Here is a 17,298-nt window from a genome sequence, read left to right on the forward strand (position 1 = left end):
ACTCGACTGCCATTCGGGCGGCCGCGGCCACGGACGATGACAGGAAAGAAGGACGCAATGTCCTAAACTGCCCGAGCCGCTGTCGCCAAAAATCCTCCAGGGGCGCCAGCATTTCATGGATGGCAGTTATGCTCCGCGCCTGTTCATCGCTCAAGATCGGAAGGCGACTACCTTCATCCACATTGAAGCGCCTGGCGAGGGCTCGCGCGTCCAGCATCTGCCCATCGGGTTCCTCAAAGCAAACTTCGACATCCTCGGTGCCCGTCGCCACACGCCAATGGCTCGCGTGGACTTCAATCAGGGAGCCTGCCGGACGGCCCGCGCTTCGAGCCAACACCTTCAAGTTCCCGACTTTGACGGCCTGATCGCCTATGAGAACCTTGGGCAGACACATTGGATTAGAGCCATACGGCCCAAAGCCTAGGGCCCGTGTCATCGCCGATATCTCTTGCGCGGATTGATCCCATCGCAGACAGCCTGCGGAGTCTGGGCGTCGATGTCTCGGAAAGTAGCTTCTGTCCACCAGTGCCTGCGGATAGGCTAGAAGCTTCCCGTTCTCGAGGCCAGTTAAGAGCTCGCGAAAGCCTTCGATTGCTGCTTCATGGCATTTGAGATTCAGGGTCAGTGCCGTATCGGTGGGCGCAATCAACACCTGGCGCTGAACCACAACGTCACCGGCATCAATACCGTCATCGATCAAGTGCCACGTGATAGCATATTCGGTCTCACGGGCCAGCAGCGCCCAGGACGTCACGTGCGTTCCCGCATATCGTGGCAATGGACCGTCGTGGTAATTAAAAGCACCTCGACGAACCCACTCCAATACATCCGGTGGCAGTATGAACGGATTGGCAACTGAGAAAATGAAATCTACCGGCGCGGCCTTCAGAAAAGAAGAGAGCTCTTCAACGCTTGCTATCGACGGGATGTTCGAGCGAACAGCCCAATCGCGGAATACGCCGTCAGCACACAATGCTGCACCAATGACGTGGCCCATCTCAATTGCCAGCTGCACGCATCTGATGGCGAGCGTACCACTGCCGACAACGACGGCAGAGGAGATCGATCGCGCAGGTAGCCTGTCCTGATCGCCTGGTTGGCAGACACTCCCGCGCGCCGGAGATACCCGATACGACATCTTCACCGCTCCTGCAGTCAATCCGTCAAGCTGGGCATTCCCACCATGGGCATCGCGCGACGAAGCGACTCAAATCAGCCACACTGGTTCGAATTTGCTCAGGATAACCGCGCCCGCAGTCACTTGCGCAATATAGGGGTATTGGCGGTATCGAAGCTCTTCGGCGCAGCCAAGATTTTCCCAATGTCGCGGGCAGGCCGCACGCCTCAGATATCGTCTCCGGCAGAATCGCAACTGCCATTTCAGCCTGGTCTGAGTAGAGATCATCGGACGACAGCTCCTCAGTCAACGCGCCTTCATAGAGGAGACTACGCATGTACTGTGCCAAAGGAGGAATCGTTCTTTCTCAGTATGCTAGCCCTAACACTGCTATGTCACTTATCCGACCTCGTCGGACATCGTACCAATTGAGCGCGCTATCAATCGGCCCAGGGCTTGCGGCCGCACCGCCTGTCGGGTGTGACTCTCTTGAATTTCCGATAATGCGTGATTGAGGCCAGTGGCTCTCGCAGTATAGGCCTAGAGGGCGTCCTGGTTGATGGGGCTCACCTCCAGCGGCTGCGAAGTCGTTTGCGCGTTGGCGCATTCCTCTGGCTCGAAGAGTTTGACGATTCGCCAACTCCACAGGGTGTTGAACCGCGCGCCAGGTTTGCCGGAGGCTCCGAATCCTGAGAGGATGGAGCCGCGACGAGCAAGACGGCGAACGTTTTCATCCGAGGTCCGGACCCCTATGATTCGGCTGGTTCTGGATCACGCCAGCGAGCACTCGTCGCGCTGGGCGCGGCGATTGCGGTCAAGAGCGGCTACACACCGGAGAGGCTGCATGACTGGGTCAAGAAGGCGGAAATTGATAGCGGGCAGCGGGCAGGCGTTCCGACCGAGAAGAAGGCGGTTGAGCGGGGGAAACACGAGCTTGGCAGGCCAACTAGATCCTGCGCAAGGCAAGCGCCTAATTTGCGATGGCGGGGCTCGACCGCCGTGTCCAAGCTATGATCGGCTTCATTGACGATCATCATGGGGCGCAATTGGGCTAGCCGATCGAAGTTCCTGCCGAGCGCCCCTTCGGCCTACCATGCCGATCAGCTGTCAGCGCGCGCCCAGGAAGACGCGGCGCCGACGTCGAGGTTCGGCCCGTCTTCAATCAGCACTTCTCCGTGATCGAAGTGCGCAAGATCTGGCGCCAGCCCAAGCGCAGAGATCTTCCACATTGCGCGCTCCCGCAGTCTCTCCATTCATGCGGGACATGGGTTTGCAAGAAATCATCCGCGGCAAGCCCGTCAAGTCCATGATCAGCGACATCGGCTTGCCACCGGGATTACGTCAGCCGCCAGTTAAGGCGTCACCCCCGGATGCCCTTTTGGCACTCCGACTTCACCTATCTCGCGACATGGACCGGCTCCTCCACTTCGCGTTTGTGATTGGCCGCTATGCTCGAAGAATCGTGGGCTGGCCTAGCGCACGAAAAGCGTCCCTTCGTGCTCCTGGGCTGGAGCAGCCTCGATGGCGCTGGTCCGTCGCGGGTCTCCTGGACCATAGCGACAGGGGCCGCCTCATACGTCTCGATCAGATATACCGAGTGCCTGACTGAAGTAGGCGCGGAGCATCTGTCGACAGTGCGAGTCCCATAACGACCCTCTCGCAGGACCGTCAACTGCCTCCACAACGCCGAGGTGACCCATCGGCCGGGCCATGGCGAAGCTTCGAGGCTGTCGAATTTCCACCCTGGAGTGGATCGATTGGTCAACAATTGACCGCTCCTGGGACCATCGCAATCATTGCCCCGACCGAGGCCGATCAAGGCCATGCCGGACCACACCATAGCAGCATAACTCGAACCAAATGGCCTCCAGAGAACGCCTAAGGGCAGTTCACCTTGCTTAATATGCCGAGCCTGCCGGGTCGTTGAGCTTGTGGCGCTCGGTTCCGTTGAGGGGCGGGTTGAAGATACTAACGAGGATCAGATCCTTGGTCCCGCCCTCCGCGCAAGAGATGCTTATCATTCTTGTCAAGCGCATACATGTCGCCTGTGCGAATAGGGAAGACATTACCGGCCATGTCTTCTACCTCGCCTTCTCCGGCGATACAGTAGCAAGCTTCGAGATGATTACGGTATTGCAGAAGCGAGACGGTGTTAGCGCGCACTACGGTGTGGCAGATGCTAAACCCCATGCCGTCCTTCGCCGTCAGGAGGCGGTGGCTAGTACCGTTGCCCCAATCGACAAAGTAATCGCTCGCTTCAACATCGTGCAGGCTACGCACAATCATATTGGTTGACTCCACGAATACAGGTCCAAGTCACTATTGTGGAAGCGAAGGCCATTGCTCTGAACTAGAAGCGCGGCTTCCGCCCTCCCGAAGCGGGAACCCAAGGTATGTCTATTTGGACGGGGCCGGCTGTCAAACGCCCGCCGATCCATGTCCTCCACTGCCATGCGCCCATTGCTGATACGGCGGCGTGAGCTCCCCGAGAAGCCATAACCCAATTATAAGATGAGAGAGCTCGCCGCGAGGGCGGCGCAGCAGCCGCGGTTGCATCAGGATCAATTGAGCAAGTTTCATCTGAACTCTTACAAGTGAGCTGCCAGATTGTTATGGTCGTGACGGACCCCCCCTCTCAAGCAACCGATGTGCCAACGACGTTCTGAAAACACTCCTGAAAAAACAATGCGCCTCTTACCGCGCCAGCTGGCGTCCTGCCGTCAGGTTTGCGGCATCGATGTCTTGAGCAAGACACGCCTCAACATAGGACCGCTGCGGGGGCAATGGACAATGGTGGTCCATCTTCCGATTGTGTGCGTCTCGCCAAACCAAACGCTATTGCCACCAGGATCCACCTTGCAACGTAATGCAAATTAACAGGTAATTGAGGGCATGAAGGCGCATCTCGCCAACCTGAAGATCCATCAGGGGCGACCTTCAGGCGAAATGGTTGCGTGAGCACGTCTTTTCAGGACCAGCTTCGTACCACTTGGGAACGCGACGTCGAGTAGGTCGCGCAAGGTCGATACGACAGACCTGATGGAAGCTTACAGCCGGAGTCGTCACGGACCGTATCAGGTTGAACGTAAGACCGTCTCGGCTTGGATAGAGCCAATTTCCTTGAAGTAGCCCGGTGTGAGCTGCGGATCACGCTCGCCGAAGCCGAGCAGGTCAAGGTCGCGTGTGGGTCGATGCGGATCATCGAGCAAGTGCCTCACCAGCATCGCACCTTTGAGTACAAAACTTTTTACTTATACTTGCTCATGCTGAGCCGATAGAGCAATCGTTCAAGCGCGTTACGCGTGGGCAGGAGGTCGAACGGCTCATTGCGCTCCTCCGAGAGAGTGAGCAGGCGCCCCCGGACGGAAGCTTCGACATTCTTCAGTAGCTTACGCATTGATGGTCAGCGTCTCAATGCGCGGCTGAACGGTTTTTTTTTGATGCCGGCGTCGATGGCGTACTTTGCGATTTCGGAGGGTGCCGCCTTGCGTAGCTTGAGCGCGTCTTTCATTGCCCGCGTCGCATGTGCAAAGCCGGTATTCGAATCGTAAAATGCCTTTTGGTGCTTACCGCTCCTTAAAAGTCGACGATGGTTTTGGCTGGCGAATAGGTTTTGACCGCCTTCGATGCTGTGGTGTTGAACGCCCATGTCGATTCCTTCGGGCCGAAACGCATGATCTGAATGCGAGGTCGCGTAATCTTGGGTCGCCAGTCGCGCGGACCAATCGCCATCCATACATGGGAGGGATTGCGGGCCGCGACACTTACTGTGCAAATGATGCTGGCACAGATATTGCTATCAACGCGCAGCAACACTGAGCTCCGCAGCGCACAAAGAGGCAAGACGCTTCCGTGAAACCAACCCGCTTCATTTCTGAGAAAACGAACTTGCTACTCGTGCTAGTGAGTCTCGTCGCAACTGGCGTGGCACAACCGACCTGTGCAGCCCAGCTCGCTGGGCAGTCCACCTTCACCAAAGTACTATCGCCACAGGCCCCAGCTACGATCAACGGTCAGCGCGCGGAAAATGTCGCGCGGCCTCGGGCAATCGTTTTGGACGAAAACATGCTGCTGGGCTTAGGATCGCCAGCTCCTGCGATCAAGGTGGAGAACTGGCTGCGTGGCCAACCCGTCACCAGCTTCCAGCGGGGGAGAGTGTACATCGTCGAATTTTGGGCAACTTGGTGCGGATCTTGTGCGGAGGCGCTGTTGTATCTGGCTGAGCTACAAAAGAAATACAAAGACAGCGGAGTTGAGGTCCTTGGACTCGCAACTCATGAACATGCTGGGACAGCGGACGAGGCCCGAAGCAAGTTGGACGCATGGCTAACCAAAAAGATGCCGAATCTCAACTACCGGATTGGGTTCGACTACACGGGCGAGATGAACCAGCTCTGGATGGATCGCAGCCTTTCTGTGGGGATTCCCACCTTGTTCGTCGTCGATCGCGACGGCCACATCGCCTTTATTGGCTCTTGGAAGCAGCTCGATGATGTCTTTCCAAGAATTCTTACGGGCACGTGGCGCACCAGCGATGAAGCTGAAGCCGCCGATGCCGAGCGGATCGCTAAAGGCGAACCCCTCCTCAAACTTAAGACTGCCCTGGATGCCGGCGATTGGCGTAGGGCGCTTTCGGCGGTCGAAGAGTTCCTCGCTGTGACGCCAGAAAGCCTTGGCTTGCGCATGCTCCGTGCGGATCTGTTGCTTCATAAGTTGCGTGACTTGCGATCCGGCTTGCCGGTCATACGGCAATTGGTTCGGGACGCGATCGACAAAAACGACCAGGAATGGATGGAAGGGGCTCTGCGCCAACTGTTCGATCCGGCGAAGGATAACTCCCACTTCCCGCGGGCTGAGCGCCTTGAGATGGGCAAGGAGCTGTCCGAACATATCCTGGCCCTGAATCCTTCCTAACGGGGCGACGGCCTCAACTACCTGACCTATCCAGCGGTCGCTCAGTATTATTACGAGAGCGGCAAAAAGGATCGCGCGATCGAGTTGGTTGAGGCAGCGCTGAAGTCGCTGGATAGTTCTGCGCCGATCCCGGTTGAAGAGAAACAGCACGACACCTCTTCGTTGGTTCAGGCGCTGGCCAACTACAAAGGTGAGAAGGTTTGCCACGGAACTATTTGCGCCGCGCCAAAGACGGATTGAGGCTTGTTCCGAAACATCGTTGTGACCCTTTCGCCGTCGAAACCCCCAGGCGGTGTGCGCCGGTTCGGCCCGACAGACCATCATGAAGCCCGGCCGCGAGCGCAAGTTGGTCGACGAGGTTCGCGGTGAGTGGCGGGCCCTGATCCGCCCTCGAGTTTGACCGGTCAACCTACCATTACGGGTCACGTCGCTCCGGCCAGGCTGCCCTTGAAGAACGCATCAAGGAGATCTGTCATGTTCGTGTTCGCTATTGCTACCGTCGTGTCCACATGCTGCTCACCTACATTCCCATCGTCGAGGAATGGTCGCGGCGGTTCCGCTCTTGTCCGCGGCTGATCTTCTTTCTCTGCTAGAGCGTATGCGCCGTCGTTTTCGGGCGGCATGCCCCTTCGTTATGGGCGAGCAGGATCGGTGTAAACACCCCGGCATTGGGCAGATACCACGAGTGCTATGGGCCGGTAGAACGACAGATGCCTAGAAATGGAATAAAGAGCCGGTGCTGACTTGGGCCCTCATTTCTAGTAGGTGGACCATTCCCTTCCGATCGCCCAACTTCGCAAAATGCGACGCTCCTCGCGTTCTCGGTCGCGAGCTTCGGCATGTCTGCTTCTAGAGCCGTTCAAGGGTTACACAACGCAGCGCCCATAAAGGCGTAAACCCTGATGCCGGAGGGCCGGAGCACTGGTCTCGCCGTTGCGAATGCCTATGGTGGCGAGCGACATTTCGCGCAGTTCTTTCGCAACGCTGAGATCATAGGATCGCTTGGTGTAGATCAGGCTGCCGGCTGAAAAGAGAATGGCCACAGTCGAAACCACTGCGGCATAGCCAGCCAGCGTTATTCCAGAACATCGAGCTATTTCTTGTACTCTGCCAGGGCGCGCCAGCCCTCCTCGCTCACGCCGACCGTGATGCCATTGTGGTCGCCGTACATGACTGCCGACTCGACCTGTTCGACGGTTGTTTGAGGTCGCCCCATAGTCCAGGGGCACCCTGCCAATCGCGGGGGCGCGTGGTGCACTCGCGTGTTCGCACAACGGGACGCTGGAGTTCCTAATCCCCAGAGCGGCCGGTCGACCCTGGGTCGCTTGAAATGCCGGTCTTGTGCTCGAGCTTGTCGACCTTCGAGCGAACTGACGCGAGATCACGCTGCAACTCGTCGACGCGCTCCCATAAATCAACGAGCAGTTCACCCAAATTCAACCCCTTGCCGGACTTGATATCGTCGCGAAGATCATCCGCAGTCTTCCAATCAGCCTTCATCATTCCTCTCTCGGAGCAGCCTTCGGCCCCATTCACTTCCACTTTCGATTCGCGGTTACGTCAACCTAACCGTACCACAGTGCCGCGTTGCCCTCGGTGCTGTATACCCATTTGTCTTTGATCCAAAACTTGGCGCGCCGCCATCAACTTCGTACCACCATCCATTGCGAACGTAATACTTCGCCGTGCCGTCCATCGAATAGATGTAATCGCCGGCTTGGTAGAATGCCGCACCGCCTTGAGTGGAATAGATCCAGCGAGTCTTGGACATCTTGTCCCTGCCTTTCTTGTTTTGGAGGAGTGACGCCGCTCCTGCTATCGGGAGCGACGCCGCGCCATTAGCCTTTGGTGTTGCGAGGATCCGCCCCGTATGTGCGCTCTTCGCGGATCTGGCCATTGCTCTTGTGAAGCACCGCTTGACCGAGGCCGCCGATGTCTTGGGCACGATGACCGGCTTTGACCGCAGCGGACTCAGACGCAGCCTGCGTGCGGTGATTGGAAATTACCTTGCCGCTTTGCTCCACAGCCCAGCCATTGCCTTTCGGGACCGAATGAAACACTTGCCGTTTCGACATGTCGTTTGCTCCTATCATTGAAGGGAATCGGCGATACGCTTCAGCTTGCGCATCGCATCATCGAGTTCGCCTCGCGCGCGAGACAAATTTTCGCTCCGGATCGCCCGGTCGCAGTCGTCGAGTTCATTCCGCAGAAGTCGGCGGATCTCGTTTGCAGCTTGGTGTGGTGTCATAACAACTCCTCCAGCCAGCGGCCGCGCGCAACAAAGCGCGACCGCCCGCCAGTCTGTTACGCGGCTGAGGTCGTGTTAATGGAGTCGGCGTTGGAAGGGAGCGCCGTCGCGCTTGCATTGCTGAAGAGCTTGTCACAATGCGTCAGCATCGATTCGATGAAACGGCCGTGCAGAACAGCGTAGTCGGCGGACGACGTCCGCAGAGTGTTGTTCTTGACGAAGTTCATCGTGAGCTGCCCGGTGTAGAGGGTGGGCCGCAGCCAACCGCGACCGCGCCACTGATCGGGCGTGTGGTAAAAATCGCCGTCTTTGTCGTAAGCCCAGGTAACTACGTGGCCTTCGTCGATCGCTTTTTTGAAGGCCTTGAGCAGTGCGGGCGGATTACCCGTTTCGAAATTGATAGCCAAAGTCTTGGTCCTTGATAACAAGGACGACAGGAACGACTGCAGCCACTTGACAATTACTGTCTAACCAATAGTTACTGTCCATGTGATCACAAACTCCCTGCCGTCGAGGTGGGGTTCAGGCCCGGTCGGCGTCTCACCGCCTTCCGGGTCACTTCATGTCCGTTAGGACATCTCGTGAACATGGGAACTTCTCCTCAAATTTGCAAGGCTGGGTAACTGAATTCTAGCGCTTGCGCGCGTGAGTTGCGCTTCGGCAGCCGGTTCCCTGATTCGCGGTTTGGTGGCCGATTTGGTCGGCTGCTGCGGCCGCCGTCTCGCCAGTGGTTCGTCTCGCGAACAAGGGCGTTTCCCGCGCGCCGCTCGACTGCTTGGGCTCTCGCTAGGGCAGTGTCTATCGCAATTCGATTTAAGTTAATGAACAGGACGTTACTGGAATTTGGTGGCGGAAGGGGTGGGACCGCCTACCGCCCTGCCCAAGGCTTTGATCTATGGGCGAAAAATATCGAAGATCGAACGTGCACCACGTGGACCGTTGCAGCTTTCCGTAGCACCGTCGAGGCACCGACGAGGGCTGGCGTCTATCAGGTGAAGCCCCACCGGTGGATTTGATCGGAGCGGTCGGACTTGCACTCAGGTATCCACGCTGCCTGATCGGGCGTCATCCATGCCGTTTTCACTTCGTACCTCGTGGCCAAGGGCGTCCACCTCCACATGCGAGGATTGTTCGGTTCATTCTCGGTGGCCGCCCATCTTGGTACTTCAAGGAACTGCCCGCCCGATCTTAGCTAATCCTCGCAAACCCAAACCTTCGTAGATGGAAGCGCTATTGCGTCCACGATAGTGGCAGCGTTCATGGTGCTTTCTCGAAGGCTCAAGCCATGTGAGATTGATCTTGAGAAACGATCGCCAAGGTGATCAACGAGGTTTCGAGTAGCACGATCGCCGATTTGCGGAGAAAGCCAATATTGAGCTCTGAGGCCATCTCTTCCGTTATGCAAAAGATCGCCCGTTTCGGACGTGACGGCGAAGCGGAAGGCCACTCGTAACGTATTCTCAGGGGCTGCGCAGTCATGCGCGGGCTCTACCTGAGCTGAGACCAACGTCGCCTCGCTGACAACCCGCGTTGCGATCGCATCAAAAAGGACACTCTCAAGGACAGCGCGACGAGAGAGAGGCATCGGGCCGAAATACCACTCCTCGGGCGGTACAAACTGCTGACAGCCGCCCATTGCCGCCTCGACTGGTTGATGCCCCTCTCGGCGACGCTAAAAACCCACTTCAGGGTCAGGTGTAGCGTTCTCCGCCGCCAGGCGTGCTTCTCGAATTCCCGCCGGTTCAACCTGATCCTTGAGTGCCAATAGTCGATCGAGCGAGATCAGGCCGCTCGACCCAATATGTCGGCTGATCGAAGTCAACCCGAACCGATACTGTTTGCGCCCTATCGCCGTGTCGGCTTCTGCTGTCACGATCGAAGTATCGGGGGACAACTTGGAAAATACGATCATCCGTTGCGTGAGTGGATGTACCCTCCAAAGGCGCGGAGCAAGAGGTTAGACGTGGACACACCTAAGCGACTGCCCGACTTCCCGGACCATGCGCCCGGCAGGTTCGGCTACTCAGTTGCCAAGGTCAGCCTTGCTGCAGTGCCCTTCGTTGGTGATGCCCTTCAAGAAATTCTTGAACGCGCCATCGGAGAGCCGCTGAGGAAGCGGCAGGAGGAATGGTTCAAGGAGATCGGTAAGGGTCTTCAGGACCTTCAGGACCGGTTGGACGGCTTCGATCCGAGAACGTTAGGGGAGAACCCAGCGTTCGTTGGCGTCGTGTACGAGGCGACAGATCAGGCGATGCGGGCGCAAGATCAAGAACGGCTCGATGCTCTCCGAAACGTGGTGCTCAACACCGCCGCAGGCATCGCGATCGACGATGTGTTGCGTGGCAGGTTCATGGGTTACGTCGGCAGGTTCTCAACGGCTCACGTTCGCGTTCTGAAGGCAATGGACAACCCCAGCGCCTCACCCGCCATGGTGGCGCACGCGAAAGGAATGATGATGGGCTCCTTCTGGCCCGTGCTGCTGGCTGCCCTGCCGGAGTTCGGACAGCGCGAAGACCTGCTTGAAGTCATCGTTGCAGAGCTTGAAGCCGAGGGGCTCGTCGTGGGATCGTCGAAGGTCATGATGTCGGGCGGTTCGATCATGAGCCAGAAGTCTACCGCAGTGGGCAGAGCGTTCCTCCAGTTCATCAGTACTCCCCAGACTGCTTGATGCGCTGGCGAGGCACGGGCCGCTCGAACACCCGCATTGCCGGGGGGCACGGGGGAACGGGCGCTGGCAACGCAGTGGAAAATGGGGCTTACATTTTTTTGCCAACTATCGCGGCGGCTACGCATCGTGAGTAACGAGGCTCTCGCTGAGGGCGTGTAGCTTCGTTCGAGCGTCGCTGATGTCCTCGGAGATCGCCGCGTTCAGAGCACCGACGCTCCGGAGTGTAGCTCCGATTGTCATTTCCAAGTTCGCTTCCGCGGTTGTTGCTTCCGCCTGCAGCTTCTGTGCCTGCTCTTCGTCGGGAGCGTCTTCACCATCCAGATGGACATCCCAGTTCATGACCCAAAGATCACGCGAGAGCGCGTTCAGCTTGCCCATCAGATCAGCCCTTGCCGCTGCAACACGCTCTCCATCAAGCCGCAGCGCCTTTTGGTCGGAGACGAAATCTAGGAAGCGGTCAACCTGCGCAGCCGTCTCGTGCACCCAAAAGCTCAAGGTCTTGATGTAGTCCGGATACCACTGTAACTCCTGCCGCACGACCGCAGCCTGCGCGCCAAGATCGTCTCGCATTTTACTCAGCGTCGCGATGCGATGGCGAAGTGCATCGCTCTTCAGAATATCGGTCTGCATTCCTTGTAAGCGCACCTGCCGCCAAACGGGAAACACGGCAATGGCTGCGATGGCGGCAGCAATCATCGTCTGATACCTGGAGATCAGAAACTCCGCACAACCGAACGGCGCGTTTTGTGGATCGAGCGGGCACCCTGTCGAGAAGGTAGCGCCGAGCGCAAAGCCCACGACGCCGGAGAACACAACAGCTGCCAAATAACCTACCGCCGCGTTCCATGTTCGATCGCTCACCCGCCACATCAATACAGCCCCAATTGTGCCTTGCCAAACATGCCATTGTCAGGCGCATTCGTCACGCCCTACGACCATCTGCCGATTGCCATCGTCGATGCTGGCAAGCTTGCGCCGGATCCGCTCGATCGCGGCCGGCAGCACCCAGTCTTTGAAGGGAGCACCGTTGCGTAAGGCGCCGGGTTGCGGGCCAGCACCGGCACGTAATGCCAGGGGTCGTAGACGGTATCGCCGCGGCCAAAGGATCGTGGATGCTCGGCAACGATGCGTCCATTCTGACGGATCACGATGCGATCGGCATAGGCTTGAACCTCGACCGGCCGTCCGACTGCGCTGGCTGCGACCGAGCACTTGTTGTTGTCGAAGCGCACCAGGCAGGTCTTCGAGACCGATGCCGTCACCGCATGGAAGCCGTCGAACCGGCCGGCATAGGGAACGAGTTTGGGGCGTTCGGCTTCGAACACGTCCCAGATCGTCTGATCGGCCAGCTCCGGATGGCGATGAGCCTTGGCGTAGGCGATGCATTTGTCGAGCAGCCAGGCGTTTAACTCGTCGAGGTTTTTGAACCGCAGCCGCGGCGTGAAGAAGCGTTCCCTGACCAGCCCGACCTGGTTCTCGACCTGCCCCTTCTCCCAGCCAGACGCTGGCGTGCAGGCGACCGGATCGACCAGATAGTGGCTGCACATCTGCAGGAAGCGGCGATTGTAGAGACGCCCTTTACCGACGAAGATCGTCTCCACGGCGGTCTTCATGTTGTCGTAGATGCCGCGGGTGCAGGTGCCCTTGAACAGCGCGAACGCCCGGTCATGAGCATCGAACACCATCTCCTGCGTCTCTCGCGGATACGCCCGGGCAAACAGCATACGGCTGTGGCAGAGCCGAACGTGAGCGACCTTCACGACCACGGTGGTTCCGCTCAACAGCACCACCTCATGGCTCCAGTCGAACTGGTAGGCTTCGCCTGGTGCAAAGCTCAGCGGCACATAAGCCGACGCTGTCGAGGTGCCGCGTTCCTTGCTCCACCGTCGGGCGTATCGACGAACCGCATCATAGCCGCCAGCATAACCTAGGCCGCGAAGCTCCTCGAATAGCCGGATCAGCGTCAGCCGTTCCCGCGCCGCCTTGCTCTCATTCCTTGCCAGCAACCGATCAAGCTCGGCACTCCGGGCACCGATCTTCGGGAGCGGCTGCGTCTCGCGCTCGTACCGGAACTCCGTCGCTTGAGAACGAATGACCTTGCGAACCACCTTCCGCGATACGCCAAGTTCTCGGCAGATCGCCTTGATCGGACGACCATCAACAAAGTAGGCGCGACGGATCTTACCAATCGTCTCCACCACCAGCATCCCAACCTCGGCTTCCATGACTCGATGGAAGCCACTGTGGACCCTTATCCTGGGGTCCCGATTGGATGCCGATCACCCCGAAAACGGGGTCCTTATTCCATGCCGAAACACATCCCTACGACGTAGCGGCCGTAATGGTGCGTGTCGCCGTTTGTCAGGCCCCTGCGTTCAGCGCGATCGATTTCCCACGATTCTATTGCTGTCAGTGTATGGCCAGTCGGGCTTGGCGCAAGCTCCGGCATACCGGCTGCGAAGCGATGTGCTTGAAAGTAGTCCGCCTGCAGTTGATCCATAATCGGCGAGTTGGATTCACGCCCGCAGCCACCAGGTCTCAGTAATCTGGACCGCGAAGTAGTTGCGGCACTGACAGAAGTGCCATGCCCGAGGTACCACGGCTTTTCCTCGCAGAGGAAGGATGCAGCTTTTCGTTGCTCCCGCCGTATTTCGCGCAGATTTTCCCCGCGGCTCTGCGCATCTCCGGAAGCGGAAAGCTTGGCCGCTCGGCACGGGACCGAGAAGTGTGAGCAACTAGTCGAGTGGATTGCAAAATCGTTCGCGCACGCCTATCGATGGAAAATATTGTTGGTCTGATTTGGACGAAAACTTTGCCTGGGCCCGTGGATAGCCAAGCCGAAACGTCAGCCTTTGACGCCTGGAAGAATGGAGCGCGAAAGCTTGCCGAGCGGCAGGAGCTGATCACGAATGCCAGTCGGGATGAGCTCAGGCGAGCGCTCATCGAGCTCGACATGTTGTTTAGGAATGCTCCGGGAAGCGTGCACAAGGCCTATCGGAATCTCACAGAAAAGCGAATCGAGGAGGCACGAGAGAGCTTCGCCTCCTCAATAGGAGACGGCCATCTCTCGTGGTCGTTGTCCGATGAGACGCCTGAGCTGGCAGCGTCAAGGATGGGCGGCCTCATACGGGAAATCGACAGGGTGCTTGCTGAGCGGCGTTCGCAGTGGCCGATTGCGCCGAGTGAGTGGCACCTCGAGCAGCTTGGATGCTGGTTCATTCCGCGGCAAGGCGTGAGCGCACTGCGCCCAGCTCGAAGGCTTCAGGCCTACTCGAAGCGGGGTTTACTCTTCCATCGGATCTTGCCTGCTGTGATACAGGGCTACCCTGTCCAGGTCGTGGATACTCGCACGTTGCATACGACGGCTTCAGACGCGCGCAAATGGAAGATGGGTGCTTGCCTGTTCAAGGCCCTAGAGCTCAAGCCAGAGTTTTGCTCCATAGCAGGCGATAAGCGTTTCAGGGTCGCCAGCGTTGAAGCGCCGTCAGCAGACGACGCAATTTCTGAGCAGATTGCTCAGGCCCTGAACGAGAACTGCATCGCAGTTGTCTGGCCCGAGCTAACTGTCTCACCGGAACTGCGTGCGAAGATCGTCGAGCTCATTCGAGACCGTGATGTTACGGACGAGCTCGAAGCCCCGGAAATTCTGATCCCAGGGACTTGGCATGAGAAAACCGACCACGGGACCGTCAACCGAGCCCGGATCTACGACGGCTACGGAGAGGAGCGCTTGAGGTACGACAAGATCGCGCCTTACGCCGACGATGGTTGGGGCATGGAAAATATCACGGCTGGCGACCGGGTATGTGTCCTTGCCACAGAAGGCGCATTGATCGCGGTCGCCATTTGCCTGGATTTTTGTGACGTGTGCCAGACGCCTTTTAGTGAGCTCGACGTCGATGTCATGCTCGTCCCGTCAATGGGTAACGACCGCACAATGCAGGGCCACCAGACCACCGCGGCGCAAGTTGAGGTGAGGTTCGGTACCCGCAGCTTCGTGGTACAGCATCCGACCCAGACGACGTTCATGGATCACCGCATAGGTGCTATATTACCTCTACTCAAAGAACCTGCCGCGGTTTCGGTCAAGGAACTGGGCCAGAACACCGTTTGGGCCGCCTACAAATGGGGCTCTTGACAACTAGATTCAGGGACTAAAATCAGAGTAAAGCGTTGTAAAGCGTTATTAACCGTTGTGATGTAGGGCTAGCCCATGTCGGATCTAGCATTGGAAAAGGTAGAGACGGGCGAAGCGACGGCGAGCGAAGCCAGGCACGTCATTTCCGAGCTCCTCAAAGAGGGGTCTGAAAAAAGCCTGGAGCGCCTCTACGCCACTCTAGGAGCGTGGGTTTGGAACACCCTGGAGAGCCGCCGGCGTGACCAAGAGCTGCGAGAATGGTTCGATATCCTGCGACGGATAAGCGCAACGCTTGGCGCTCGGAATACTGCCTATGCGGAGCGCTTCAGAGCATTCTACGACCTTCTACATATGTCGATAAACACGTCCAAGCTCGCACGTCCAAGCAAGGTCCTGCATCGTCAGCACGTGGTGCCAATACTTCGATTGCTCCGCGACACGCCGTCCCGACAGATGGAGAAGGCGACGATCGCGAAGAGACTACATCTGCGAGATGCCAATCTCAGCAGGATTCTTCGTTTGATGACTAATGCGCGGTTCGTCGAACGAACAACCCAAGGCAAATTTGCCCTGTTCGCCCTGACCCGTGGCGGCTTGCTCGAGCTGGAAAGGCGCGAAAAGCGCGAAACGAAGAACCGCGACCGGTTACCCGCGCAGGTGAGAGAGACATTCGCGCGAGTCGGAGCCGCTCATCCTCAGCACGTTGTAGCAGACGCCGTTGTTCTTCGGGATTTCTTCAACTTGGCGCTTCACGGCTCGGTGCACACTCATGATTCCGCGGGGCTACGGAACGCGTGTCGCGCGTTTGAAGATTACTTGCTCCATCTTCACGGACCAACACCTTCAGCGCCCGGATACTTAAAGGCTCCGACGAAAAACTCATATCAAGGCTTTTCAGTCACGGTTGTGCAGGCAAAAAAGGCCGAGGCCCATGGCTTTTACACGATTGAGGCGGTGAGCAATTCGAAACCGGCTGCCTCATTGCCCGTGGGGATACTGCATCCACACGGCGAGGAGAGCGAACATGTCGACTGAAGATGATCTTGGTGCTTTGAGCCCAGATGAGCCGCAAAGCGACCCCGATGCCGTCATGCTATACGGAAGCGCCCTAGTCGACCGGCTCACCTACATATCATCAACCTTCAGTTCGCTGGTCATGAGTGTAGGCAGAGCTGCGCGTGATAATCGCGATGTTCTCGTTCCATTCGTCGAGGTGAAGTTCGAGGGCCCCACCGGTCAGGACGACCCTGTTTCGAAGAGCTTCTTCTCGGAGCTCGTGCCCCTCGAAAATATAGCGTTCGTTCTCGAGGACATATCGAACGATCTCACAACTGTTTGCCAACACTTCAGCGCCGTGGCTGCCGGCCCAGTGAAACCTGACTTTAAGCGACTTGGCGAAACGCACAGGCTCCTGAACGAAGCCAAGGGCAACCTGGAAAAGTGCCTGGCCGATTTGGAAAAAATCGGCTGAGAGTCCTTGAGTTTATAGTACCGGTCAGAGCGAAGGCTACCGCCAGCGAAGAGATTTACCGCACGGCTGATCCGATGGCATTGCTGGCACAGATGCGGGACGCTAAAAACAAGCTCAGCAAGCGCGTTGATCAGCGCGCTCGAAGGCTAGCCATCACTATCGCGCCGGTGCGCAAAGCGTCTTGGCCGCCCTTGCCCGAGAGCTCGACGATGGTTGGAAAGAGAGTGAGCAGCGGGGCATTCATCGAGCAGCTTTGTGCCATCGATGCTCAACTCCTACATCCCATCATCGAGGAATGGCTCGCCGCGGCTCCGCACTTTTCTGCGGTCGGGCAGGACTTTGAGATTTGCGATAACTACAGTGCGGGTACGAGCGGTGTGACAAGGCATCAGCGCACTGCTCGTGAACGGCTAGACCGCAGCACGCGCAGCGGAGATCACATGATTTATAACTGCTCGGCAAGACCAGATGTGCGAACCTGTCAATCCGTCATCGAGGATTAAGGTTTGCCCGTTCGACTCTCGATCGCGGACTCGCGAGAAACGACCAGGCTTCGGCTACGTCTTTCTGGGGCCCGATAGTCGCAGGGGATACCGCAGCGGCCTCGCTCAGGAGTTCGGTCACCTCACGCGCTGGGTTGGCCGTAACCGGCATGAGCAGCCACGTAGGCAGTTGTTAGCCAGCGCGGGCGTAGCGGATCGGCATCCAATACTGGCGCATGGCCTCGACGGCCGCCGGGATA

The 17,298-nt window shown here is 58.0% G+C and carries 15 protein-coding genes, 4 pseudogenes and 1 other annotated feature; of the genes and pseudogenes, 8 read left to right on the forward strand and 11 right to left on the reverse strand.

Annotated elements, in window-relative coordinates; all coding sequences use genetic code 11:
- The coding region (locus IVA79_RS18170) for a formyltransferase family protein (RefSeq protein WP_276577502.1) at window positions 1-1,138 on the reverse strand (1,138 nt) is incomplete at its 3' end.
- Window positions 1,139-1,814: 676 nt separating this feature from the next.
- Between IVA79_RS18170 and IVA79_RS18175 the strand changes: the two are divergent.
- A pseudogene (locus IVA79_RS18175) lies at window positions 1,815-2,886 on the forward strand (IS3 family transposase); the annotation flags it as partial.
- Window positions 2,085-2,200: a sequence feature (AL1L pseudoknot), on the forward strand. Its footprint overlaps the pseudogene before it by 116 nt.
- Window positions 2,887-3,015: 129 nt before the next feature.
- Here the strand turns inward: IVA79_RS18175 and IVA79_RS18180 are convergent.
- From IVA79_RS18180 to IVA79_RS18190, 3 genes and pseudogenes are all read right to left on the reverse strand, one after another.
- A pseudogene (locus IVA79_RS18180) lies at window positions 3,016-3,403 on the reverse strand (ectoine synthase).
- A gap of 788 nt (window positions 3,404-4,191) precedes the next feature.
- On the reverse strand, window positions 4,192-4,326 hold the full coding sequence (locus IVA79_RS36995) for a hypothetical protein (RefSeq protein WP_346658190.1): 135 nt from the start codon (window positions 4,324-4,326) through the stop codon (window positions 4,192-4,194).
- A 194-nt stretch (window positions 4,327-4,520) separates the two neighbouring features.
- Entirely contained in the window at window positions 4,521-4,766 is a 246-nt protein-coding gene (locus tag IVA79_RS18190) for a hypothetical protein (RefSeq protein ID WP_247555088.1), read from the reverse strand.
- A 203-nt stretch (window positions 4,767-4,969) separates the two neighbouring features.
- Between IVA79_RS18190 and IVA79_RS18195 the strand changes: the two genes are divergently transcribed.
- Together IVA79_RS18195 and IVA79_RS18200 are read left to right on the forward strand one after the other, a co-directional pair.
- Window positions 4,970-6,031 (forward strand): TlpA disulfide reductase family protein, encoded by a 1,062-nt coding sequence (locus IVA79_RS18195; protein WP_346658191.1) that lies wholly within the window; start codon window positions 4,970-4,972, stop codon window positions 6,029-6,031.
- Between the two features lie 322 nt (window positions 6,032-6,353).
- A pseudogene (locus tag IVA79_RS18200) lies at window positions 6,354-6,549 on the forward strand (IS3 family transposase); the annotation flags it as partial.
- Between the two features lie 348 nt (window positions 6,550-6,897).
- Here IVA79_RS18200 and IVA79_RS18205 read toward each other — a convergent pair.
- The 5 genes from IVA79_RS18205 to IVA79_RS18225 all read right to left on the reverse strand — a co-directional run bounded on the left by IVA79_RS18205 (window position 6,898) and on the right by IVA79_RS18225 (window position 10,152).
- On the reverse strand, window positions 6,898-7,074 hold the full coding sequence (locus IVA79_RS18205; protein ID WP_247555090.1) for a hypothetical protein: 177 nt from the start codon (window positions 7,072-7,074) through the stop codon (window positions 6,898-6,900).
- Between the two features lie 247 nt (window positions 7,075-7,321).
- Window positions 7,322-7,534, reverse strand: a complete 213-nt coding sequence (locus tag IVA79_RS18210) for a hypothetical protein (RefSeq protein ID WP_247555092.1) — start codon at window positions 7,532-7,534, stop codon at window positions 7,322-7,324.
- A 335-nt stretch (window positions 7,535-7,869) separates the two neighbouring features.
- Window positions 7,870-8,106 carry a DUF2188 domain-containing protein gene (locus IVA79_RS18215; RefSeq protein WP_247555094.1) on the reverse strand — a complete coding sequence of 79 codons (237 nt, stop codon included), beginning with the start codon at window positions 8,104-8,106 and terminating at the stop codon, window positions 7,870-7,872.
- A gap of 229 nt (window positions 8,107-8,335) precedes the next feature.
- Window positions 8,336-8,686 (reverse strand): hypothetical protein, encoded by a 351-nt coding sequence (locus IVA79_RS18220; RefSeq protein WP_247555096.1) that lies wholly within the window; start codon window positions 8,684-8,686, stop codon window positions 8,336-8,338.
- Window positions 8,687-9,951: 1,265 nt separating this feature from the next.
- Complete coding sequence (locus IVA79_RS18225) at window positions 9,952-10,152, reverse strand: hypothetical protein (RefSeq protein WP_247555099.1); 201 nt, start codon at window positions 10,150-10,152, stop codon at window positions 9,952-9,954.
- 90 nt (window positions 10,153-10,242) lie between these two features.
- Between IVA79_RS18225 and IVA79_RS18230 the strand changes: the two genes are divergently transcribed.
- The gene (locus tag IVA79_RS18230; RefSeq protein WP_247555101.1) at window positions 10,243-10,947 is read left to right on the forward strand and encodes a hypothetical protein; all 705 of its coding nucleotides are present in this window, start codon (window positions 10,243-10,245) and stop codon (window positions 10,945-10,947) included.
- A gap of 117 nt (window positions 10,948-11,064) precedes the next feature.
- On the opposite strand, the gene IVA79_RS18235 is transcribed toward IVA79_RS18230, so the two are convergent.
- Window positions 11,065-11,808, reverse strand: coding sequence for a hypothetical protein (locus tag IVA79_RS18235; RefSeq protein WP_247555103.1), 744 nt, complete (start codon window positions 11,806-11,808; stop codon window positions 11,065-11,067).
- A gap of 72 nt (window positions 11,809-11,880) precedes the next feature.
- Window positions 11,881-13,154: pseudogene (gene istA, locus IVA79_RS18240) on the reverse strand (IS21 family transposase); the annotation flags it as partial.
- A 569-nt stretch (window positions 13,155-13,723) separates the two neighbouring features.
- Here istA and IVA79_RS18245 point away from each other — a divergent pair.
- The 4 genes from IVA79_RS18245 (at window position 13,724) to IVA79_RS18260 (ending at window position 17,059) form a co-directional block, all read left to right on the forward strand.
- Window positions 13,724-15,085, forward strand: coding sequence for a hypothetical protein (locus IVA79_RS18245; protein WP_247555105.1), 1,362 nt, complete (start codon window positions 13,724-13,726; stop codon window positions 15,083-15,085).
- 75 nt (window positions 15,086-15,160) lie between these two features.
- Window positions 15,161-16,120, forward strand: coding sequence for a hypothetical protein (locus IVA79_RS18250; protein WP_247555106.1), 960 nt, complete (start codon window positions 15,161-15,163; stop codon window positions 16,118-16,120).
- On the forward strand, window positions 16,110-16,556 hold the full coding sequence (locus tag IVA79_RS18255) for a hypothetical protein (RefSeq protein ID WP_247555108.1): 447 nt from the start codon (window positions 16,110-16,112) through the stop codon (window positions 16,554-16,556). The genes IVA79_RS18250 and IVA79_RS18255 overlap by 11 nt, the downstream gene beginning before the upstream one ends.
- A 74-nt stretch (window positions 16,557-16,630) precedes the next feature.
- Window positions 16,631-17,059, forward strand: a complete 429-nt coding sequence (locus IVA79_RS18260; RefSeq protein WP_247555110.1) for a hypothetical protein — start codon at window positions 16,631-16,633, stop codon at window positions 17,057-17,059.
- Window positions 17,060-17,298: the final 239 nt, after the last annotated feature.

Source organism: Bradyrhizobium sp. 138 (genome assembly GCF_023074075.1).
In the GTDB taxonomy this organism is placed as follows: domain Bacteria; phylum Pseudomonadota; class Alphaproteobacteria; order Rhizobiales; family Xanthobacteraceae; genus Bradyrhizobium.

Coding starts and splice junctions, on each gene's coding strand:
- IVA79_RS18210 (WP_247555092.1), bottom strand. CDS start 7,534: ATGATGAAGGCTGATTGGAAGACTGCGGATGATCTTCGCGACGATATC.
- IVA79_RS18260 (WP_247555110.1), top strand. CDS start 16,631: ATGGCATTGCTGGCACAGATGCGGGACGCTAAAAACAAGCTCAGCAAG.
- IVA79_RS18255 (WP_247555108.1), top strand. CDS start 16,110: ATGTCGACTGAAGATGATCTTGGTGCTTTGAGCCCAGATGAGCCGCAA.
- IVA79_RS18215 (WP_247555094.1), bottom strand. CDS start 8,106: ATGTCGAAACGGCAAGTGTTTCATTCGGTCCCGAAAGGCAATGGCTGG.
- IVA79_RS18250 (WP_247555106.1), top strand. CDS start 15,161: ATGTCGGATCTAGCATTGGAAAAGGTAGAGACGGGCGAAGCGACGGCG.
- IVA79_RS18190 (WP_247555088.1), bottom strand. CDS start 4,766: ATGGGCGTTCAACACCACAGCATCGAAGGCGGTCAAAACCTATTCGCC.
- IVA79_RS18245 (WP_247555105.1), top strand. CDS start 13,724: ATGGAAAATATTGTTGGTCTGATTTGGACGAAAACTTTGCCTGGGCCC.